Consider the following 16,392-nt stretch of genomic DNA (forward strand, 5'->3'; position numbering starts at 1 on the left):
CCGCGCCTCGGTCCAAAGTTTTCTGCGCGGTGGCCACCTCGGTTACATCTCAACCTACGCGCACCGGCTATTCGGTTAAAGGTTGCTATGCCAAGGCGTCACCTTTCCATCAGCGGACTGTCAGAGACATTCGCGTGAGGCCGAGACACGTCGTCAAGTCTCTGCGCAGCATGGACAGCAAGCAGCCGCGCCTCAAGTGCCTTGTGTCACGGCGCGCAGCGCATGCACCACTACTGTCAGGGGATTTAGCTGCGGCCGCTCGTCGATAGACACATTGGCAACTGTTCCGGAATTTGTTAATGTGTTTGAGTCCAGTGGGTGTTAAGCGGCTTCCGTTTCGGTCTCCTGTTCGGCCGGTTTGGGTGGGTTGATCGCCGCGGATTCAGGTAGGTCGATGACCTTGGGTGCGGTGTCGCGGCCGAATCGGCGTGGGTGGCGCGCCCTGGCGTCGGCGAGCACGGCTCGGCGCTGGGTGTCTTTCCCGCCGGCGAGGCCGTAGAACACATCGGCGGGTGTGTGCAGCCCGATGCCGCTGTGGCGGTGTTCATGGTTGTACCACTGCACGAATCGGTCCATGAAATCCCTCGCGTGATGGATGGATTCGAAGCGTTCCGGGAACGCCGGCGCATACTTCAAGGTCTTGAACCAGGACTCGCTGAAGGGGTTGTCGTTGGATACCTTGGGCCGCGAATGCGAGCGGATGACGCCCAGATCCGAGAGCAGTCCGGCGACGGTGTTGCTGGTCATCGAGGTGCCCCGATCAGCGTGCACGACGTGTGGGATGCCGTAGGTGCCGAAGATCTGTTCCATCATCTCCTTGGCCAGCTGGCCGCATTCGCGGGCGTGCACATGGACCCCGACGATGTAACGCGAGTAAATGTCGATCATCACGTAGGCGTCGTAGTAGACCCCTTTGACCGGGCCGGCCAGTTTGGTGATGTCCCACGAATACACCTGCCGCGGCGCGGTGGCCACCAGTTCCGGGCAGACCGCTTTGCGGTGCCGGGCCAGCCGACGGCGCTCCTTGACCAGCTTGTTGGCATTGAGGACGCGGTACATCGTCGACACCGAACACAGGTAGCTGCCTTCATCGAGCAACGTGGCCCACACCTGCATCGGCGCGGCATCGACGAACCGGGCACTGTTGAGCACCTCAACCACCCGGGCGCATTCGGACTCGGTGAGCTTGTTGACCGGGACCGGTCGTGGTGCCCGATCGGCAGGCGCCGGCGCGGGTTTGGCGCGTCGAGTGGCCGTCGAGCGGTGCATGCCGGTCACCTCCGCGGCCTTGCGGGTCGGAATCTGGATATCCCGCAGATCGTTGTAGGCATCCATCAGCGCTTGGTCGGCGGCGTGTCGGTGTCCGCGCTCTCGGAGAGAGACTCCAAGAGCGCGTGTGCTTTTCCCATGATCCCCAGGGCAGCCTCGGTGGTCGCCAGCCGATTATTGGCCTGGGCGAGTTCCTTTTTCAGGCGGGCGATCTCGGCCTGCTCGCGGGTGAGTTTACCGACCTTCTCCCCAGGTGCCTTGCCTTCCAACACCCCAGCATCGCGTTGTTTGCGCCACTCGGCGATCTGCGAGGAATACAACCCCTCACCGCGCAGGTACGCCCCACCATCGTTGGTCGTACAGGCCTGCTCATAGGCATCCAGGTGGGCCAGCTTCTGCGCCGGAGAAATCGAGCGCCGCCGGCGCGGGCCATCAGATCGCGGTGAAGGTGCCACCGCTCCAGTCTCGCGCACAGCAGCCATCGTCGTCGTCATGGTTCAGGTGATTCCGTTCTCGCCCCGAGATCAAGCCAAGTTGCCAAGTTGCTAAGTTGCTAAGCCTCGATCCACCGATGAATTGGCTGGTCGCAGGGTGTCGTGACGAGGAAAGTGCCTTCTGAGCTGTGATGATGAGTGTTCTCTAGGCACTTATCGGCACAACTTCGAAAGGCACTTCCGGTGAAAGTGTCCCATAGGTTCGCCGTGTCGTCGGCGGTCTTCGATGATGCCCATCTCGTGTCGTGCGCCGGGCTGGTGCCGGTGATGACGTTGGCGGCCCAGACCGGACTACCGAAGTTGTTGGCCGACAAGATTTCCATTCCGGCACCGAAGATCAAATCCGGCTCGGCGAATCCGTCCCCGAAGCTGACCACGGTGATCGCCGGCATGTGTGTCGGCGCGGACAGCATCGATGACCTCGACTTGGTTCGCGCCGGTGGCATGAAGACACTCTTTGGCGGTGTGTATGCACCGTCAACTGTTGGTACTTTGTTGCGGGAGTTCACCTTCGGACACGCCCGGCAGTTGGAGTCGGTCCTGCGTCATCATCTGGCCGCACTCTGTGCGCGGGTGGACCTGCTGCCCGGATCCGACACGGGGGCGTTCATCGACATCGACTCACTGCTGCGCCCGGTCTATGGCCACGCCAAACAGGGTGCCTCCTACGGGCATACCAAGATCGCTGGTAAGCAGGTTCTGCGTAAAGGGCTCTCCCCGTTGGCGACGACGATCAGCACCCCCGGAGCGGCGCCGGTGATCGCCGGGATGCGGCTGCGCGCCGGTAAGACCAGTTCCGGGAAGGGTGCGGGCCGCATGGTCGCCCAAGCCATCGCCACCGCCCGCGCCGCCGGCGTGCGCGGGCAACTGCTGGTGCGTGGCGATTCGTCCTACGGCACCCGGTCGGTGGTGGGCGCCTGCCGAGCCCACAATGCGCACTTCTCGGTGGTGATGACCCGCAATACCGCGGTTGATCGGGCCATCAGTTCGATCGACGAGCAGGCCTGGGAGCCGGTCAACTATCCCGGTGCAGTGCGTGATCCCGACACCGGTGACTGGATTTCTGATGCCGAGGTCGCCGAGGTCAGCTACACCGCCTTCGCCTCTACCAAAGATCGGTTCACCGCGCGGTTGGTGGTGCGGCGAGTCAAAGACGCGAGATTTCGGGACGCGCTGTTCCCGGTGTGGCGGTATCACCCGTTCTTCACCAACACAGACTTGCCGACCGCCGAGGCTGACATCACCCACCGCCAGCACGCGATCATCGAAACCGTCTTCGCCGATCTGATCGACGGACCCCTGGCCCACATGCCCTCAGGACAGTTCGGTGCCAACAGTGCGTGGGTGTTGTGCGCGGCGATCGCGCACAACCTGCTGCGCGCCGCCGGCGTGCTCGCAGGAGGTGCCCACGTGGTTGCCCGCGGCGCGACGCTGCGCCGCAAGATCGTCAACATTCCCGCCCGTCTGGCCCGACCCCAGCGTCGACCGATCCTGCACCTCCCCGAGCACTGGCCCTGGACAGAGCACTGGCTCACGTTGTGGCGCAACACCATCGGATACAGCCCACCGCTACCGGCAACAACCTGACCAACGCGCCGAACAGGCCCAACCGGAGCACACAGGAAAAGCTGGGCAGACCAGCAACTACCGCATGCCCGCAACACCGAACGCAGCAGAAACCACACACGGACACCTCAAGGAGGGCCGCTCCACGGATTCAGGCTAAGTACCAGTGGACTCAACTCACCCTGACACCCAGGGGCACGACACGAGATGGGCATCATCGAAGACCGCCGACGACGCAGCGAACCTATGGGACACTTTCACCGGAAGTGCCTTTCGAAGTTGTGCCGATAAGTGCCTAGAGAACACTCATCATCACAGCTCAGAAGGCACTTTCCTCGTCACGACACCCTGCGACCAGCCAATTCATCGGTGGATCGAGGCTAAGTACCAGTGGACTCAACTCACCCTGACACCCAGGGCCTGCGCTCGCGCGGTATCACCGCAGCGGGCGCATTCGTATGTGCCTCGGTCGGGCAGTCTGGTGTACCGGTCGCCGTATGAGTCGGAGGTGGCGGCATGTGTTACGGACGGAGCGAGCGGGGTGGGCGTGCTCTGAATCCTGCCGCCGCTATCGGGCCCGTAGATCCTGCCGGGGCAACCATCTTATGTCGGGGACCAGGCACTTTACGGAGTGTCGGTGGGGGTGGCTGAGCACTTGACACTTCGCGTGTGTGCCGGCGGAAGGATATCTAGCAATCTTTGTCAACACGGCGGTATTACCCTGTTCGCCTCGGCTCGCGGAGCCGAGCTGGCAGAACGCCCAGCCCGGCAAAACTGACGCCGAAAGTATCGAGATCGACGCGTTCACCCGCAGAAACCTGCCAGATGGGCAGGATAGAGCCAGGGACACAGCACGCGTCGGGCCGGCACTACGCGAATAGATTCAGAGGAAGGTGATCACGGTGATGGACCCGCGGCACGCGATCTTGTTCGAACCCATAACGATCGGCCCGAAGGTGCTGCCGAACCGCTTTTATCAGGTCCCGCACTGCACCAGCTTCGGCGTCATCCGACCGCGCGCCCAGGCGGCCTTCCGTGGAATGAAGGCCGAGGGCGGATGGGGCGCTGTGTGCACCGAAGAGTGCTCGATTCATCCCGAGGCCGACCAGATGCCGATGGTGCTGGCACGCCTCTGGGACGACGATGACGCGGCCAATCTCTCCCTCATGACCGAGGCCGTCCGCGAGAACGGCGCCTTGGCAGGTATCGAGTTGTGGTACGGAGGCATTCACGGACTGAGCATGGAGTCTCGGGCAGTCCAGCGGGCGCCGTCTCAGATCGCCAGCGATCTCGTCCCGATGTCACCCTGCCGTGAGATGGACCTCGACGACATCAAAGCGGTTCAGGGATTCTATGTGGACGCGGCGTTGCGCTCACGCGACGCGGGTTTCGACATCATCTGCATCTACGGTGGGCATGAAGGTCTGCTCGAACAGTTCCTTTCACCGCATTACAACAAGCGCACCGACGGATACGGCGGTTCGCTCGCCAATCGCGCGCGTATGTGGCGTGAGGTCGTCGAGGGCATTTCCGCCGCCGTCGGATCGGATTGTGCTATCTCTGTGCGGCTCTCAGCTGACACCATGCGCGGCGAAGACGGCGTCCTACTCGAACGAGACGTCCTGCCCTTCGTGGAGATGTGTGACGGGGTGGTCGACCTGTGGGATGTGCACATCGGCGGCAGTGACTGGGGAGATGACGCGACACCGTCGCGGTTCTTCAAGAGTGCCCGAGCGATGGAATGGGTGAAATCGGTCAAGCAAGCGACACGCAAACCGGTCGTCGCGGTCGGGCGCTTCACCGACCCGAACGAGATGTGCCGGGTCATCAACGAGGGCGTGCTCGACATCATCGGCGCCGCCCGGCCCTCGATCGCCGACCCATTCCTGCCGGCGAAGATCAAGGCCGGCCGGCTCGAAGACATCCGCGAATGCATCGGTTGCAACATCTGTGTGTCCCGTTTCGAGCACGGTGGACCGCCGATCGTGTGCACCCAGAACGCCACGTCCGGCGAGGAATACCGTCGGGGCTGGCATCCCGAGCGCTTCTCTAAGGCCGCCAACGCCGAGAACGACGTGCTCATCGTCGGAGCGGGTCCCGCGGGCATGGAATGTGCGCGGGTGCTCGGAGAGCGCGGTATGCGCAACGTGCACCTAGTCGACGCAGATGCTGAGGTCGGTGGACACGTGAAGTGGGTGGCCAATCTGCCGGGACTGCGGGAATGGAGTCGCGTTATCGACTACCGGTTGACGCAGTTCGACAAGCTCGACAACGTCACCGTTATCCCGAACACCCGGATGACGCCCCAGGACATCGTCGATTATGGCGCCAGTCTGGTCGTCATTGCATCAGGGGCACATTGGTCCGGCCAGGGACTGGGACCTGTTACCCGCAACGGCATTCCGGGTGCGGACACTGAGTTGCCCCACGTTCTCACCCCCGAGCAGATCATGGTGGACAACAAGCCGGTTCCCGGTGAGCGCGTGGTGATCATCGAAGCAGAGGGATACCACGTAGGCGCGGCGTTGGCCGATCGGCTCTCAGCCGCAGGCAAGTCGGTCACGGTGCTGACACACCTCGGTGAGCTCGCGCCCTACACGCACTACACGCTGGAAGCGACCCATCTGCGCAAGAAGCTCTACGCGCAGGGAGTCAGCATCGCAGCCTCCATGGTGCCCACCCGCATCACCGCGGAGGGCGTGTGGGCGCATTACGCCTACGCCGAAGCCGATGACGCCAAACTCATCGAGGCAGACGCAGTTGTCCTTGTGACCCAACGGGTCTCCGACACAACGCTCTACCGCGGTATCGTCGACGGCTTCGGCGCGGAAAAGCTTGCTGATGAGGGCATCACGGGCGTCTACCGGATCGGGGACTGTGTGGCGCCACGAATCGTTGCGGAGTCAGTCTTCGATGGGCACCGCCTGGCGCGGGAAATCGACTCCGAAGACCCGTCGATGCCGTTGCCGTACCTGCGTGAGCGCCCCATCGCCCGGGAACTGCCGCTCCTGACCGTGCAGCGGGCTTGACGAAATGCCTTGGTATAAGCGCCAGAAAAACTGACAACCGGATCTGGCATGGGGAGGTCGTCCGGGCGCAGGATTGCGTGAGCAAGCGGCGCCTGGCGGCGACCATTGAATGGGTTTACCAAACGCCTCAGGGCGAGGGTGTGCGCGGCACGGTATGCGGCGCAAGTACATCGAACGATCGATGTTTGGTTCGACGCGCGGCCGGCTGATGGGCCTCGAAGGGCTGAGACCGCGGCTGGCTCGCGCGTTGCGCTACAGTTCGTCAATCGTTCAGGGCTGCCTGTGGTTTGGTGCCGCGGGCGGACTGAACAGCTGCGACGGCACGCACGATCCGCAAACGATCCTCGAACCTGATGTCCTGGGGTAGCCACACAGAGGCGATGGTTTGGACACGTTGCGGTACATCACGCTCGCGAATGCCGAAGAGCGGCAGAGTTTCCTCGTCTGGCGGGCCGCCGTAACGGCGCCATTGGATCACGAAATCCAGTAATGCACGGTTGAAGTCGTCAAGGCGGGGCCTGCGCTCGGGCTGTGTTCCCGCGGTACGGCGGATATTCACGCCTGAGGAGTGGTCGCTTGTCCGGTTAGTCAACATCTCACCCCTATCGGTCTGGGACTGTCCGATCTCAATCTCGACCTCATGCCAGTCCTGATCTCGGTGGTACGTGCCTCGTTCAGCCGCGAGCCGACAGCTTGTCAGCGGTCCTGGCGGCCAACTTGATCGAAGATCTCCGGCGTCGGTGCGGAGGACCCACCTCCCGCCGCCGAAGGTCCATCGACTTGGCTCGCGGTGCCTGACGGGGCACCTACGTCTGGACGACGTTCATCTGGTGTAGTGGGGATCACATTCAGGGAGTTTCCGGTTCATCTCGCGCGCAGGCACTAGGCGAAGTGTCGCGGTTTGTTCAAATGAATCCGACGCAATGTCACCCCCGTGCATCGCTCCTGCGAGGTCGTTGATGGTTCGGCATCAAGGGACGACCGTGGTTCGCGCCTGAGCTAGTGCGGAATTCTTTGCGGGACAATGCAGAGGAACGCTTCTGCGCGTCAGTGTCCTTGCCGCCAGTAGAGGGTTACGCCTCGTTGAACGCGGGACCGCCGGCGAGGATTGTGCAGCTTGGGGTCCGACCCGGCAACTCAGCGGTGTGGACACTATGTCGACCTCGGCGCTGGCATTGCCGACATTTCGCCTTTCGACGCCGTCACCCCGGCTTGACCACACTGAATCCCATGAGTTCGTCACTGACAGATGCCACTTCCGTCCACTTCAGCACGTCGGACGCTGCGGACCTTGCGGCCGCGGATTCCCAGCACGTCATCCACGGCTTCAGCCCGTTCGGTGACCGAACGCCCGGCCCGATCTTCAAGTCGGGACGCGGAATAACGCTGACCGACGTAGAGGGCCAGGACTGGCTCGACGCCTGCGCAGGCCAGGCCAACGTCGCACTGGGTTACGGTCGCACGGATATCGCGGACGTGGTCGCTAACGCGCTACGCGAGCTGACCTTCGGCACGCACTTTTACCAGCGTCGCAGCCACGTGGGCATATCCCGGTTGGCCGAACGACTGGCCGAGATCACTCCGGCCGGACTCGATCAGTTCGTGTTCATGCTCGGCGGATCCGATGCGGTGGAGACCGCAATCAAGATTGCCCGGTTCTCCAATGCTGCCGCGGGACGCCCCGAGAAGACGCACATCATCGGCCGGTGGAACAGCTACCACGGCGTCACCTACGCCGGGTCCAGCATGACTGGCGATCCTGCGATGTGGCGCAACATCGGCCCACGACTCCCCGGGTTCTCCCACATCGACCAGCCGGAGACCGACTCGGTCGGCGCCGCGCGCCTGCTGGAGGACGAGATCCTGCGCATCGGGGCCGACAAGGTCGCCGCATTCATGGCCGAGCCGATCTCGACCCCGAACGGTATCGTCGTGCCGCCGGACGACTACTGGACCCAGATCCGAGAGATCTGCGATCGCTACGACATCTTGCTGATCAGCGACGAGGTGCTCACCGGATTCGGCCGCAGCGGAACCATGTTCGCGGTGGAGAACTGGAACCTGCGCCCCGACATCCTCACCATGTCCAAGGCCATCACCGCCGGGTTCTTCCCGCTGGCGGTCGTGGCGATCAGTGGAGAACTCCGCGAGAAGCTGTCGGCCAGTAGCGACCCCTTCGTCCACGGCGTGACCGCCGGAGGACACCCGGGGGCCTGCGCCGCCGCCCTGGCCACCCTGGACATCTACGAACGCGAGAACGTCCTGGCCAACAGCCTCATCGCCGGGAAGTACCTTTCGACGCGGCTGGAGGCCCTCGCCGACACCTACCCGGTGCTCGACAAGAGCAGCGTCCGTGGAATCGGGATGATGCACGCGGTCGACCTCGCCGAAGGCGTCGACCCCGAGTACGGCGCGGCGTTGCACGCCGAGTTCCTCAAGCAGCGCGTCTTTGTGCGTACCTACCGCGCAAATCAGACCATCGGGTTGTTGCCCTCGTTGACTCTGAGCACCGAGGATGTGGACGCCATCACCCGGCGTATGGCGGCGGCACTGGAGGCCACTCGGCCGCCGGCCGGCTCTGGCAACTGATCTTCCGACCCGAGCAAGGTTCCCCAGCAAACGAAAAGAAAGAACCATGACGCAAACCATCAAGAGCTCGCTCATCGAACGCGTTCCCGCCCTGGAGCGCCTGACGCGCCCGTTCATCGGCGGTGCCTACGTCGACGCGCGCTCGTCGGAGACGTTCGAGAACATCAGCCCCGTCAATGGTGACCGGCTGCCCGACCTGGCCTCCGGTGATGCCGCCGATATCGACGCCGCGGTGGCCTCCGCCCGCGACAGTTTCGAAAACGGTGACTGGCGGCGGCGCTCGCCGCGTGAGCGCAAGGTCGTGCTGCAGCAACTCGCCCGCAGCCTGCGGGACAACACCGAGGAACTCGCTGCCCTGCAGACCGTCGAGATGGGCAAGCCGATCAAGGACGGCCGCTGGGAGGTCGACTACAGCGCCACCGTGCTGGAGTGGTTCGGCGAAGCTGTCGACCACCTCTATGACGAGGTTGCACCCATCGGTGAGGTCGGCCACGCCACCATCACCCGGGTTCCGGTCGGTGTTGTCGCCGCGATCACCCCGTGGAACAACCCGCTGCTGATGCCGGCGGTGAAGATTGCCCCGGCGCTTGCCGCCGGCAACTCGATGGTCCTCAAGCCCGCCGAGCAGTCACCGGCGATAGCCTTGCGGATCGCCGAATTGGCGCTGGAGGCCGGTATCCCCGCCGGTGTTCTCAACGTCGTCCCAGGGCTCGGCGAGACCGCAGGCAAGGCGCTGTCGGAACACCAGGACGTCGAGGCGATCGGATTCACGGGGTCCACGACCGTCGGCCGGATCATCTTGAAGGCCGCAGCCGATTCCAACCTCAAGAAGGTCTCCCTTGAGCTCGGTGGCAAGTCGCCGGCCCTGGTGCTCGAAGATGCCGCCGGCATGCTTGACCTCATCGCCGTCAAGACCGCGGAATCGATCTTCGGGAACGCGGGACAGATGTGCGACTCGAGTTCGCGCCTGATCGTGCACGAGTCGCTGGCCGACGAGTTGGTGGCCCGAATGGGCGCGGTGGCAGCCAATTGGCAGCCGGGGGACCCCTTCGACGATACCACCGCGATGGGTGCCATCGTGGATTCCCGCCAGCTGGAGCGGATCATGGGCTTCATCGAGGGCGCTGTGCCCGGCGGTGCGTCAATCGCCCACGGCGGCAACCGCGTTCGCCAGGAATCCGGCGGATTCTACGTGGAGCCAACTGTCATCCGCGGTGTCACCAACGACATGGACATCGCCCGCAAGGAGATCTTCGGACCGGTGCTCTCGGTCATCACGTTCTCCGACGAGGAAGAGGGTCTGCGCATCGCCAACGACACCTCCTACGGGTTGGCGGCCAAGCTGTGGACCGGAAACCTGAAGAAGGCGCACCGTCTCGCCCGTGAGCTCCGCTCGGGCGCGGTGCTGGTCAACGGTGACGAACTCTTCGACGTCACGCTGCCGCACGGCGGCTTCAAGCTCTCCGGTATCGGCCGCGACTACTCGCACCACGCTTTCGACAACTGGACCCAGTTGAAGACCACCTTCATCAACCTGTTGTGACACCTTGAAACCGGCTGCCGCCGTGGGCATCTGCCCGCGGCGGCAGCTGCCGTTCGAGGGCCCGGAGTCAGATCTGGTCGGTAGGGATGTGGCTGAGCACTCGCAACGCGAGATGCAGCCCCAGTCGGACGTCCGAGTCGTCGAGATCGACCCCAAGCAGCGACTGAATCCGCTCCACCCGGTTGTAGAGCGATTGCCGCTCCAGGTGCAGAGCACGGGCTGTTTCGGTTTTCTGTCCGTGCTGTTCCAGCAGTACCTGCAGGGTCTTGACCAGTTGAGTGTGGCGCTGCGCGTCGTAGTTGACCAACCGTTCCAGTCGCAGCCGGGCGAAACGTTCCAGATCGGGATTGTCGCGCAGACTCCAGATCAACCGGTCGAGATCAAGATCTGTGGCATCGTGCCAGGCGCGCGGCGGACTGTGTAGTGCGCCCTCCAAGGCATCGACGGAGACGGCCAGGCCCTCGGTCGCTGCCTGCCACGTGTGCACGGCAGGACCGACCGACAAGACCGCCGCCCGCGGCTCGCCGAGATGGCGCTTGGCGGCGTCCTGGATGACCTGCGCGACTCTGTCGGCGATGCGGCTACGGTTCGCGACATCCTCGACACCGATCATGGCCAAGGTCGGGCCGGCTGTCGTGGTTTCGTCGATCAGTGCAGGTATTCCGATGTTTTCCAGCTCAGTGTGGACATCGCGCCACACGAGGCGCCATTGATGATCTTCGGCAGCGACGGTGGCCGCCCGATGATGGCGTGCCCGCCGAATCCCGATGGGGACCAAAACCGGCGGCGTGAACCCGAGTGCGACGGCGCGGGCCTCGGCTGCGTAGGGTTCGGTCGAGCCGGCCAGCAGTGAGGTCAGAAGACCGCCGTGCCGGCCGTGGTTGGCAAACACCGCATCGCGGCGACGATTGCCGATCACGATCAGACTCACTACTTGCGCGGCGCGCTCCAGCGCTACCGTGGCTACCTCGTCGAAGCCTCCACCTTCGGCAATGCTGAGACCGAGCGCCACGAGGCGGCCGTCACGCGCGCCGTCGATGGTCAGATGCTTCTCGATGAACGGCGGTGCGCTGTCGACGCACCTGGTGATCAACTCCCAGCCCGCGGTGACGTCGCGCTCGGTGAGGCCGTTCAACGCTCGATATACGAATCCGCCGCCAGCGCGCTCGTAGAGGACTGGCTCACCCACTGCCGCAGCGAGGGCGTCGAGTACCTCGGCGATCCCGCCGCCTTCGAGTACCAGCTCGGTCAGTCGACGCTGAAGTTCCTGTGCATGATCCAGCAGCGTGATCTTCTGGTTGACGATCTGGGTGTGAATCGCCTCGGTGACGTCGATGAACGCAACCGGGAGATGCAACGCCACCAGCGTGAGATTGCGCTTCTGGCATTCGTCGATGAGGTGCCGCGGGACGCTACGGAAGTTGGCGCCGAGCTCGAGCACCATGGCGGCGATTCCGCGTTCAGCCAATTCCGCGATGAGTCGCCGGTCCGACGCTTCCGGCCCGTGGAACATGCGGCCCTCGGTGAGCACCAGTTCGCCGCCACGCAGAACAGACGCGATATCGCGAACCTCGACCACGTGTACCCAGCGGATGGGGCGGTCGAGGTTCTCTCGGCCCGCGATCACTTCGGGCGCGCCGCCGCGTAGGGCGGGCAGCTGTAGGGCAGCTCGAACGGTCAAGGCTTCAGACACTTACCAAGTGTGGCTGACTCGCCGGTCGTTGCAGAATTACTGCCGAAATTCCGACATCCTGTCGCGCCTGATCCCGAGATGCTTGACATGACGCGGGTCGCCGGGCCCGGCAATATGCAGAAACATTTCGCGAAGCATCTGCTGACTGGATGAAGGAGGCTGCCGGTGAGTATGCCGATCGTCGGTTACACAGATCGCCTCACAGTGGAGCCGGGCCAAACAGTTGAATTCAAGATCAGCAGTGTTGAGCCGACCTTTCACGCCACGCTGGTGCGCTTGCTCCACGGCGACGACAATCCTGCCGGTCCTGGCTTCAAGGCAACGCGCGTTCCTTCGGCCATCGAGGGACCCCATCCAGGCCGGTACCAGTCCCTGCGCCCGGGCTCCTACGTCCACATTCCGCATCGTGCGGGGTTGACACCGTCGGCCAGCTTCTCCATCCATCTGTGGATGTGGATCAACTCGGCAACCGGCGGTCGACAGACCCTGCTGTCTCAAGGGTCGGTCGACGACGGCGGATATGCCCTCCGCATGGAGGACAGCAGGATCACCGCTCGGGTTGGCGATCAGGCGGTCACCGTGGCCAGCCCGATCCTGCCCCGCCGGTGGTACTCGGTAGCGGCAGTGTTCGACACCGCCGCAGGTGAGCTGCGCCTCGATGTGGTACCCTTGGCGATCAACCGGGCCCCCCATCACGACCGCGCGTGCAGTTCGATCGGTATGCCCACACCCGGTGTGGCTGACGTCCTCATCGGTGCCGAGAAGCTCAGCGACGGGCAGGTCGGAAACTTCTGTAACGGCAAGATCGATTCCCCCCGCATCTATCCGACGGCGCTCAACGATGCCGAGCTGGAATCGATCAGGCAGGACACCTCCAACCAGGCTGCGGCTTCTCCCTTGGCCGCATGGGATTTCGCCGCCGACATCAGCAATTGGACGGTGACCGACGTCGTCGGCGGATTCCACGGACACACCGTCAACAAACCGATGCGAGGCGCTACCGGCCATAACTGGGACGGGTCGGAAACGTCGTGGGCGCACGCACCGGCGCAATACGGCGCCATCCACTTTCACGACGACGACCTTGCCGATGCGGGCTGGGAGACAGCCTTTCAGTGGACGGTTCCCGACGAACTGCCCAGCGCCGTCTACGCGGCACATGTGACCGCTGGCGATGCCGAGGACTACATCCCGGTGTTCGTTCGCCCGCGCCGCGGGTATCCGACGTCCAAGATCGCACTACTCATCCCGACATTCAGCTACTTGGCCTACGCCAATGAGCAGCTGCTGAATAACCCTCTGCTTGAAAACCAGGCCGACTACCCGTCGCAGGTTCAAGACCGCTACATCGTCGAGAACCGCCTACTGAGTCTCTACGACAAACACAGCGATGGTTCGGGCGTCTGTTATTCGTCACGACTGCGACCCGTGGTCAATATGCGTCCCAAATGCCGCATGGCGTGGCTCGACGGCGGCAAGGGCTCGCCACACCAATTCAACGCCGACCTGCACATCATCGACTGGCTGCACGAAAACGGCTATGAAGCAGACATTTTCACCGACGAAGACCTCCACCACGAGGGTCATTCCTTGCTCGCCCCGTACAAGGCGGTGCTGACCGGCTCGCATCACGAGTACTGGTCGGGTGAAATGATCGATGCCGCACAAGGCTACCTTCAGGACGGTGGCCGATTACTGTCGTTGTGCGGCAACGGAATGTACTGGGTCACCCAACTCGATCCTGAGACCGGCACCAGCGTCGAGATCCGCCGTCGCGGCCCCGCGACGCGGATGTGGGAACCCGAACCCGGTGAGGCGCACCTGAGCAGCACCGGGGAGCTCGGCGGTACCTGGCGGTTCCGAGGTCGCGGCCCACAGTCCTGGATAGGCGCGGGTTACACAGCCGAGACGGCAGGACCAGGTCGTCCCTTCCGGCGTACGGAGCGAAGCTACAACGAGGATGTCGCGTTCATCTTCGACGGCGTAGCGGGCGACATGATCGGCGACTTTCCCTGCCTCGTCAACTCCTATGGTGCAGCAGGATTCGAGTTTGATCGCGCCGATCCGGCACTTGGCACCCCGGCAGAGACCGTCATCTTGGCCACTGCCGACGGGTTCGATGATGGGGCTCAAGGAGCCATCGACGATGTTCTGCTGTCCGACTCCAGTCAGGGTGGCACCCAGAGCCCGCTGGTTCGTGCCGATATGACGTTCCTGAGGTATCCCGCCGGAGGCGCGGTCTTTTCGGTCAGCTCCATCGCGTGGGCCGGTTGCCTGTCGTACAACGGATATGACAACGATGTCTCCCGTATCACCCGAAATGTGCTGGAGGCGTTCATCTCTGACGGGATTCAGGCGCAGAGACGCACACGTCAGCACCCATTTCGTAAACTGAGAGGCCCATCGCCAATGGCGAACATCGAGACTACAAACCCGGTCGAACCGCTGCTCGCCGACGCCCGGCGGCAGCAGATTTAATCTCGACAGCGATGGCGAGAGCCGGACAGCGAAGACATTCGCGTCACCCAGATGTTTATACCTAAACCCATTCAGAATAGAGGAAATCGCATATGCCCATCGCCAGTGTCAACCCAGCCACCGGTGAGACGATCGAGACCTTCGCTGCCCACGACGACGCCGAGGTGCAGCGCCGCATAACCGAAGCCGCCGACGCCGCAGAGGCGCTGCGTGATACGACGTACTCCCAACGCGCCGAGTGGATGAAGGCGGCCGCAGACCTCTTGGAGGCCGATGTCGAGTCGGCTGCCAAGATGATCACCCGCGAGATGGGTAAACCCATCGCCCAGTCGCGCGGGGAAGTTCTCAAGTGCGCCAAGAACATGCGCTACTACGCCGAGCACGCTGAATCCTTCCTGGCCGCCGAGTTCCTGGCGGATCCCTCGGCCGTCACCGCATCTGAGGCGGGCGCGGTGTGGCAGCCGCTGGGTGTGGTGCTGGCCGTCATGCCATGGAACTACCCATTCTGGCAGGTCGTCCGGTTCGCCGCGCCGGCGCTGATGGCGGGTAACACCGTGCTGCTCAAACACGCGTCGAACGTGCCGCAGTCGGCCCTGTACCTCGACGCCCTCTTCGAGAAGAGCGGATTTCCGGTCGGCTCGTTCCGGACGCTGCTCATCGGGTCCGCCGGGGTCGCGGCCGTCCTCGAAGACGTCCGTGTCAAGGCCGTGACGCTGACCGGTTCCGAGCAAGCGGGCCGCTCGGTGGCCGCAACGGCCGGGCAGCAGGTCAAAAAGGCCGTCCTGGAGCTCGGCGGGTCCGACCCGTTCATCGTGATGCCCAGCGCCGATCTGGAGGCTGCGGCTGCCACCGCCGTCAAGGCCCGCATCTCCAATAACGGTCAATCATGCGTGGCTGCAAAGCGTTTCATCGTCCACGCCGACGTGTACGATGCGTTTGCGAAACTGTTCGCCGCAAAGATGGGCGCACTGACCGTCGGTGACCCGATGGACGAGGCAGTGGATGTCGGGCCGTTGGCCACCGAGTCCGGTCGCGACGAAGTAGCCGAGTTGGTGGACGACGCGGTGGCCAAGGGCGCTCAAGTGCTCGTCGGCGGATTGGCGTCTAAGTCCGGAGGCTGGTACTACCCGCCGACCGTTCTCGCGGGCCTGACCGATGACATGCGCATCGTATTGGAAGAGACCTTCGGTCCCGTCGCGTCGCTCTACAAAGTTGCCGATCGTGACGAGGCCGTCAAGATCGCCAATCAGACCACCTTCGGGCTGAGTTCCGCGGTGTGGACCACCGATTCTGCAGAACAGGATTGGTTTGTCGATCAGCTGGACGCCGGAGCGGTTTTCGTCAACGGGATGACGGTGTCCTTCCCTGAGCTGCCGTTCGGCGGCGTCAAGGCGTCGGGCTATGGCCGCGAACTCGCGGCGGCGGGCATTCGTGAGTTCTGCAACCTGAAGACGGTCTGGAAGGCCTGAGCGTCGTTTACCCTCCCGACAGTCATGCGCGGCTGTGCGGTCTCACCCGAACCCGTTCTTTATAAACGGACGAGGCCCGCACGGTCGCGCATTTCTCGCTTCCGCTCCGGGCGTGCATCAACGATGACTGACGGCCTCGTGGCCGAGAGGTCGACGGAACTCCGGTGAGCGCTTGACGAAATGTGAACGTCCCGAGGCGGCTGCCTGACAGTCCGCGGGGTGTCCGCACTCACACCAGCGGCGAGAATTTTCTGCGAAGGGA

General features: G+C 63.6%; 8 protein-coding genes and 1 pseudogene. 6 read left to right on the top strand and 3 right to left on the bottom strand.

The window, feature by feature from the left end:
- Nucleotides 1-321: 321 nt before the first annotated feature.
- A pseudogene (locus AT701_RS02980) lies at nucleotides 322-1,751 on the bottom strand (IS3 family transposase).
- 195 nt (nucleotides 1,752-1,946) lie between these two features.
- Between AT701_RS02980 and AT701_RS02990 the strand changes: the two are divergent.
- Together AT701_RS02990 and AT701_RS02995 are read left to right on the top strand one after the other, a co-directional pair.
- Nucleotides 1,947-3,350: an IS1380-like element ISMsm11 family transposase gene (locus AT701_RS02990; RefSeq protein ID WP_058125128.1), complete on the top strand. Its 1,404-nt coding sequence runs from the start codon at nucleotides 1,947-1,949 to the stop codon at nucleotides 3,348-3,350.
- Nucleotides 3,351-4,234: 884 nt separating this feature from the next.
- Nucleotides 4,235-6,358 carry an oxidoreductase gene (locus AT701_RS02995; RefSeq protein WP_058127512.1) on the top strand — a complete coding sequence of 708 codons (2,124 nt, stop codon included), beginning with the start codon at nucleotides 4,235-4,237 and terminating at the stop codon, nucleotides 6,356-6,358.
- Nucleotides 6,359-6,620: 262 nt separating this feature from the next.
- Here AT701_RS02995 and AT701_RS34550 read toward each other — a convergent pair whose 3' ends face one another.
- Nucleotides 6,621-6,917: a hypothetical protein gene (locus AT701_RS34550; RefSeq protein WP_157892494.1), complete on the bottom strand. Its 297-nt coding sequence runs from the start codon at nucleotides 6,915-6,917 to the stop codon at nucleotides 6,621-6,623.
- A gap of 671 nt (nucleotides 6,918-7,588) precedes the next feature.
- On the opposite strand from AT701_RS34550, the gene AT701_RS03005 reads away from it, so the two are divergent.
- Both AT701_RS03005 and AT701_RS03010 read left to right on the top strand, forming a co-directional pair.
- A complete protein-coding gene (locus AT701_RS03005) occupies nucleotides 7,589-8,947 on the top strand; it encodes an aminotransferase family protein (protein WP_058125130.1) in 1,359 nt (452 codons plus the stop codon).
- Nucleotides 8,948-8,993: 46 nt separating this feature from the next.
- Complete coding sequence (locus tag AT701_RS03010) at nucleotides 8,994-10,490, top strand: aldehyde dehydrogenase family protein (protein ID WP_058125131.1); 1,497 nt, start codon at nucleotides 8,994-8,996, stop codon at nucleotides 10,488-10,490.
- Between the two features lie 67 nt (nucleotides 10,491-10,557).
- Here the strand turns inward: AT701_RS03010 and AT701_RS03015 are convergent, their stop codons facing one another.
- On the bottom strand, nucleotides 10,558-12,183 hold the full coding sequence (locus tag AT701_RS03015; protein ID WP_081319345.1) for a PucR family transcriptional regulator: 1,626 nt from the start codon (nucleotides 12,181-12,183) through the stop codon (nucleotides 10,558-10,560).
- 171 nt (nucleotides 12,184-12,354) lie between these two features.
- On the opposite strand from AT701_RS03015, the gene AT701_RS03020 reads away from it, so the two are divergent.
- Entirely contained in the window at nucleotides 12,355-14,661 is a 2,307-nt protein-coding gene (locus tag AT701_RS03020) for a N,N-dimethylformamidase beta subunit family domain-containing protein (protein ID WP_058125133.1), read from the top strand.
- Between the two features lie 92 nt (nucleotides 14,662-14,753).
- Nucleotides 14,754-16,130 carry an NADP-dependent succinic semialdehyde dehydrogenase gene (locus tag AT701_RS03025; RefSeq protein ID WP_058125134.1) on the top strand — a complete coding sequence of 459 codons (1,377 nt, stop codon included), beginning with the start codon at nucleotides 14,754-14,756 and terminating at the stop codon, nucleotides 16,128-16,130.
- Nucleotides 16,131-16,392: the final 262 nt, after the last annotated feature.

Origin of the sequence: Mycolicibacterium smegmatis (genome assembly GCF_001457595.1) — a bacterium.
Classification (GTDB): domain Bacteria; phylum Actinomycetota; class Actinomycetes; order Mycobacteriales; family Mycobacteriaceae; genus Mycobacterium; species Mycobacterium smegmatis.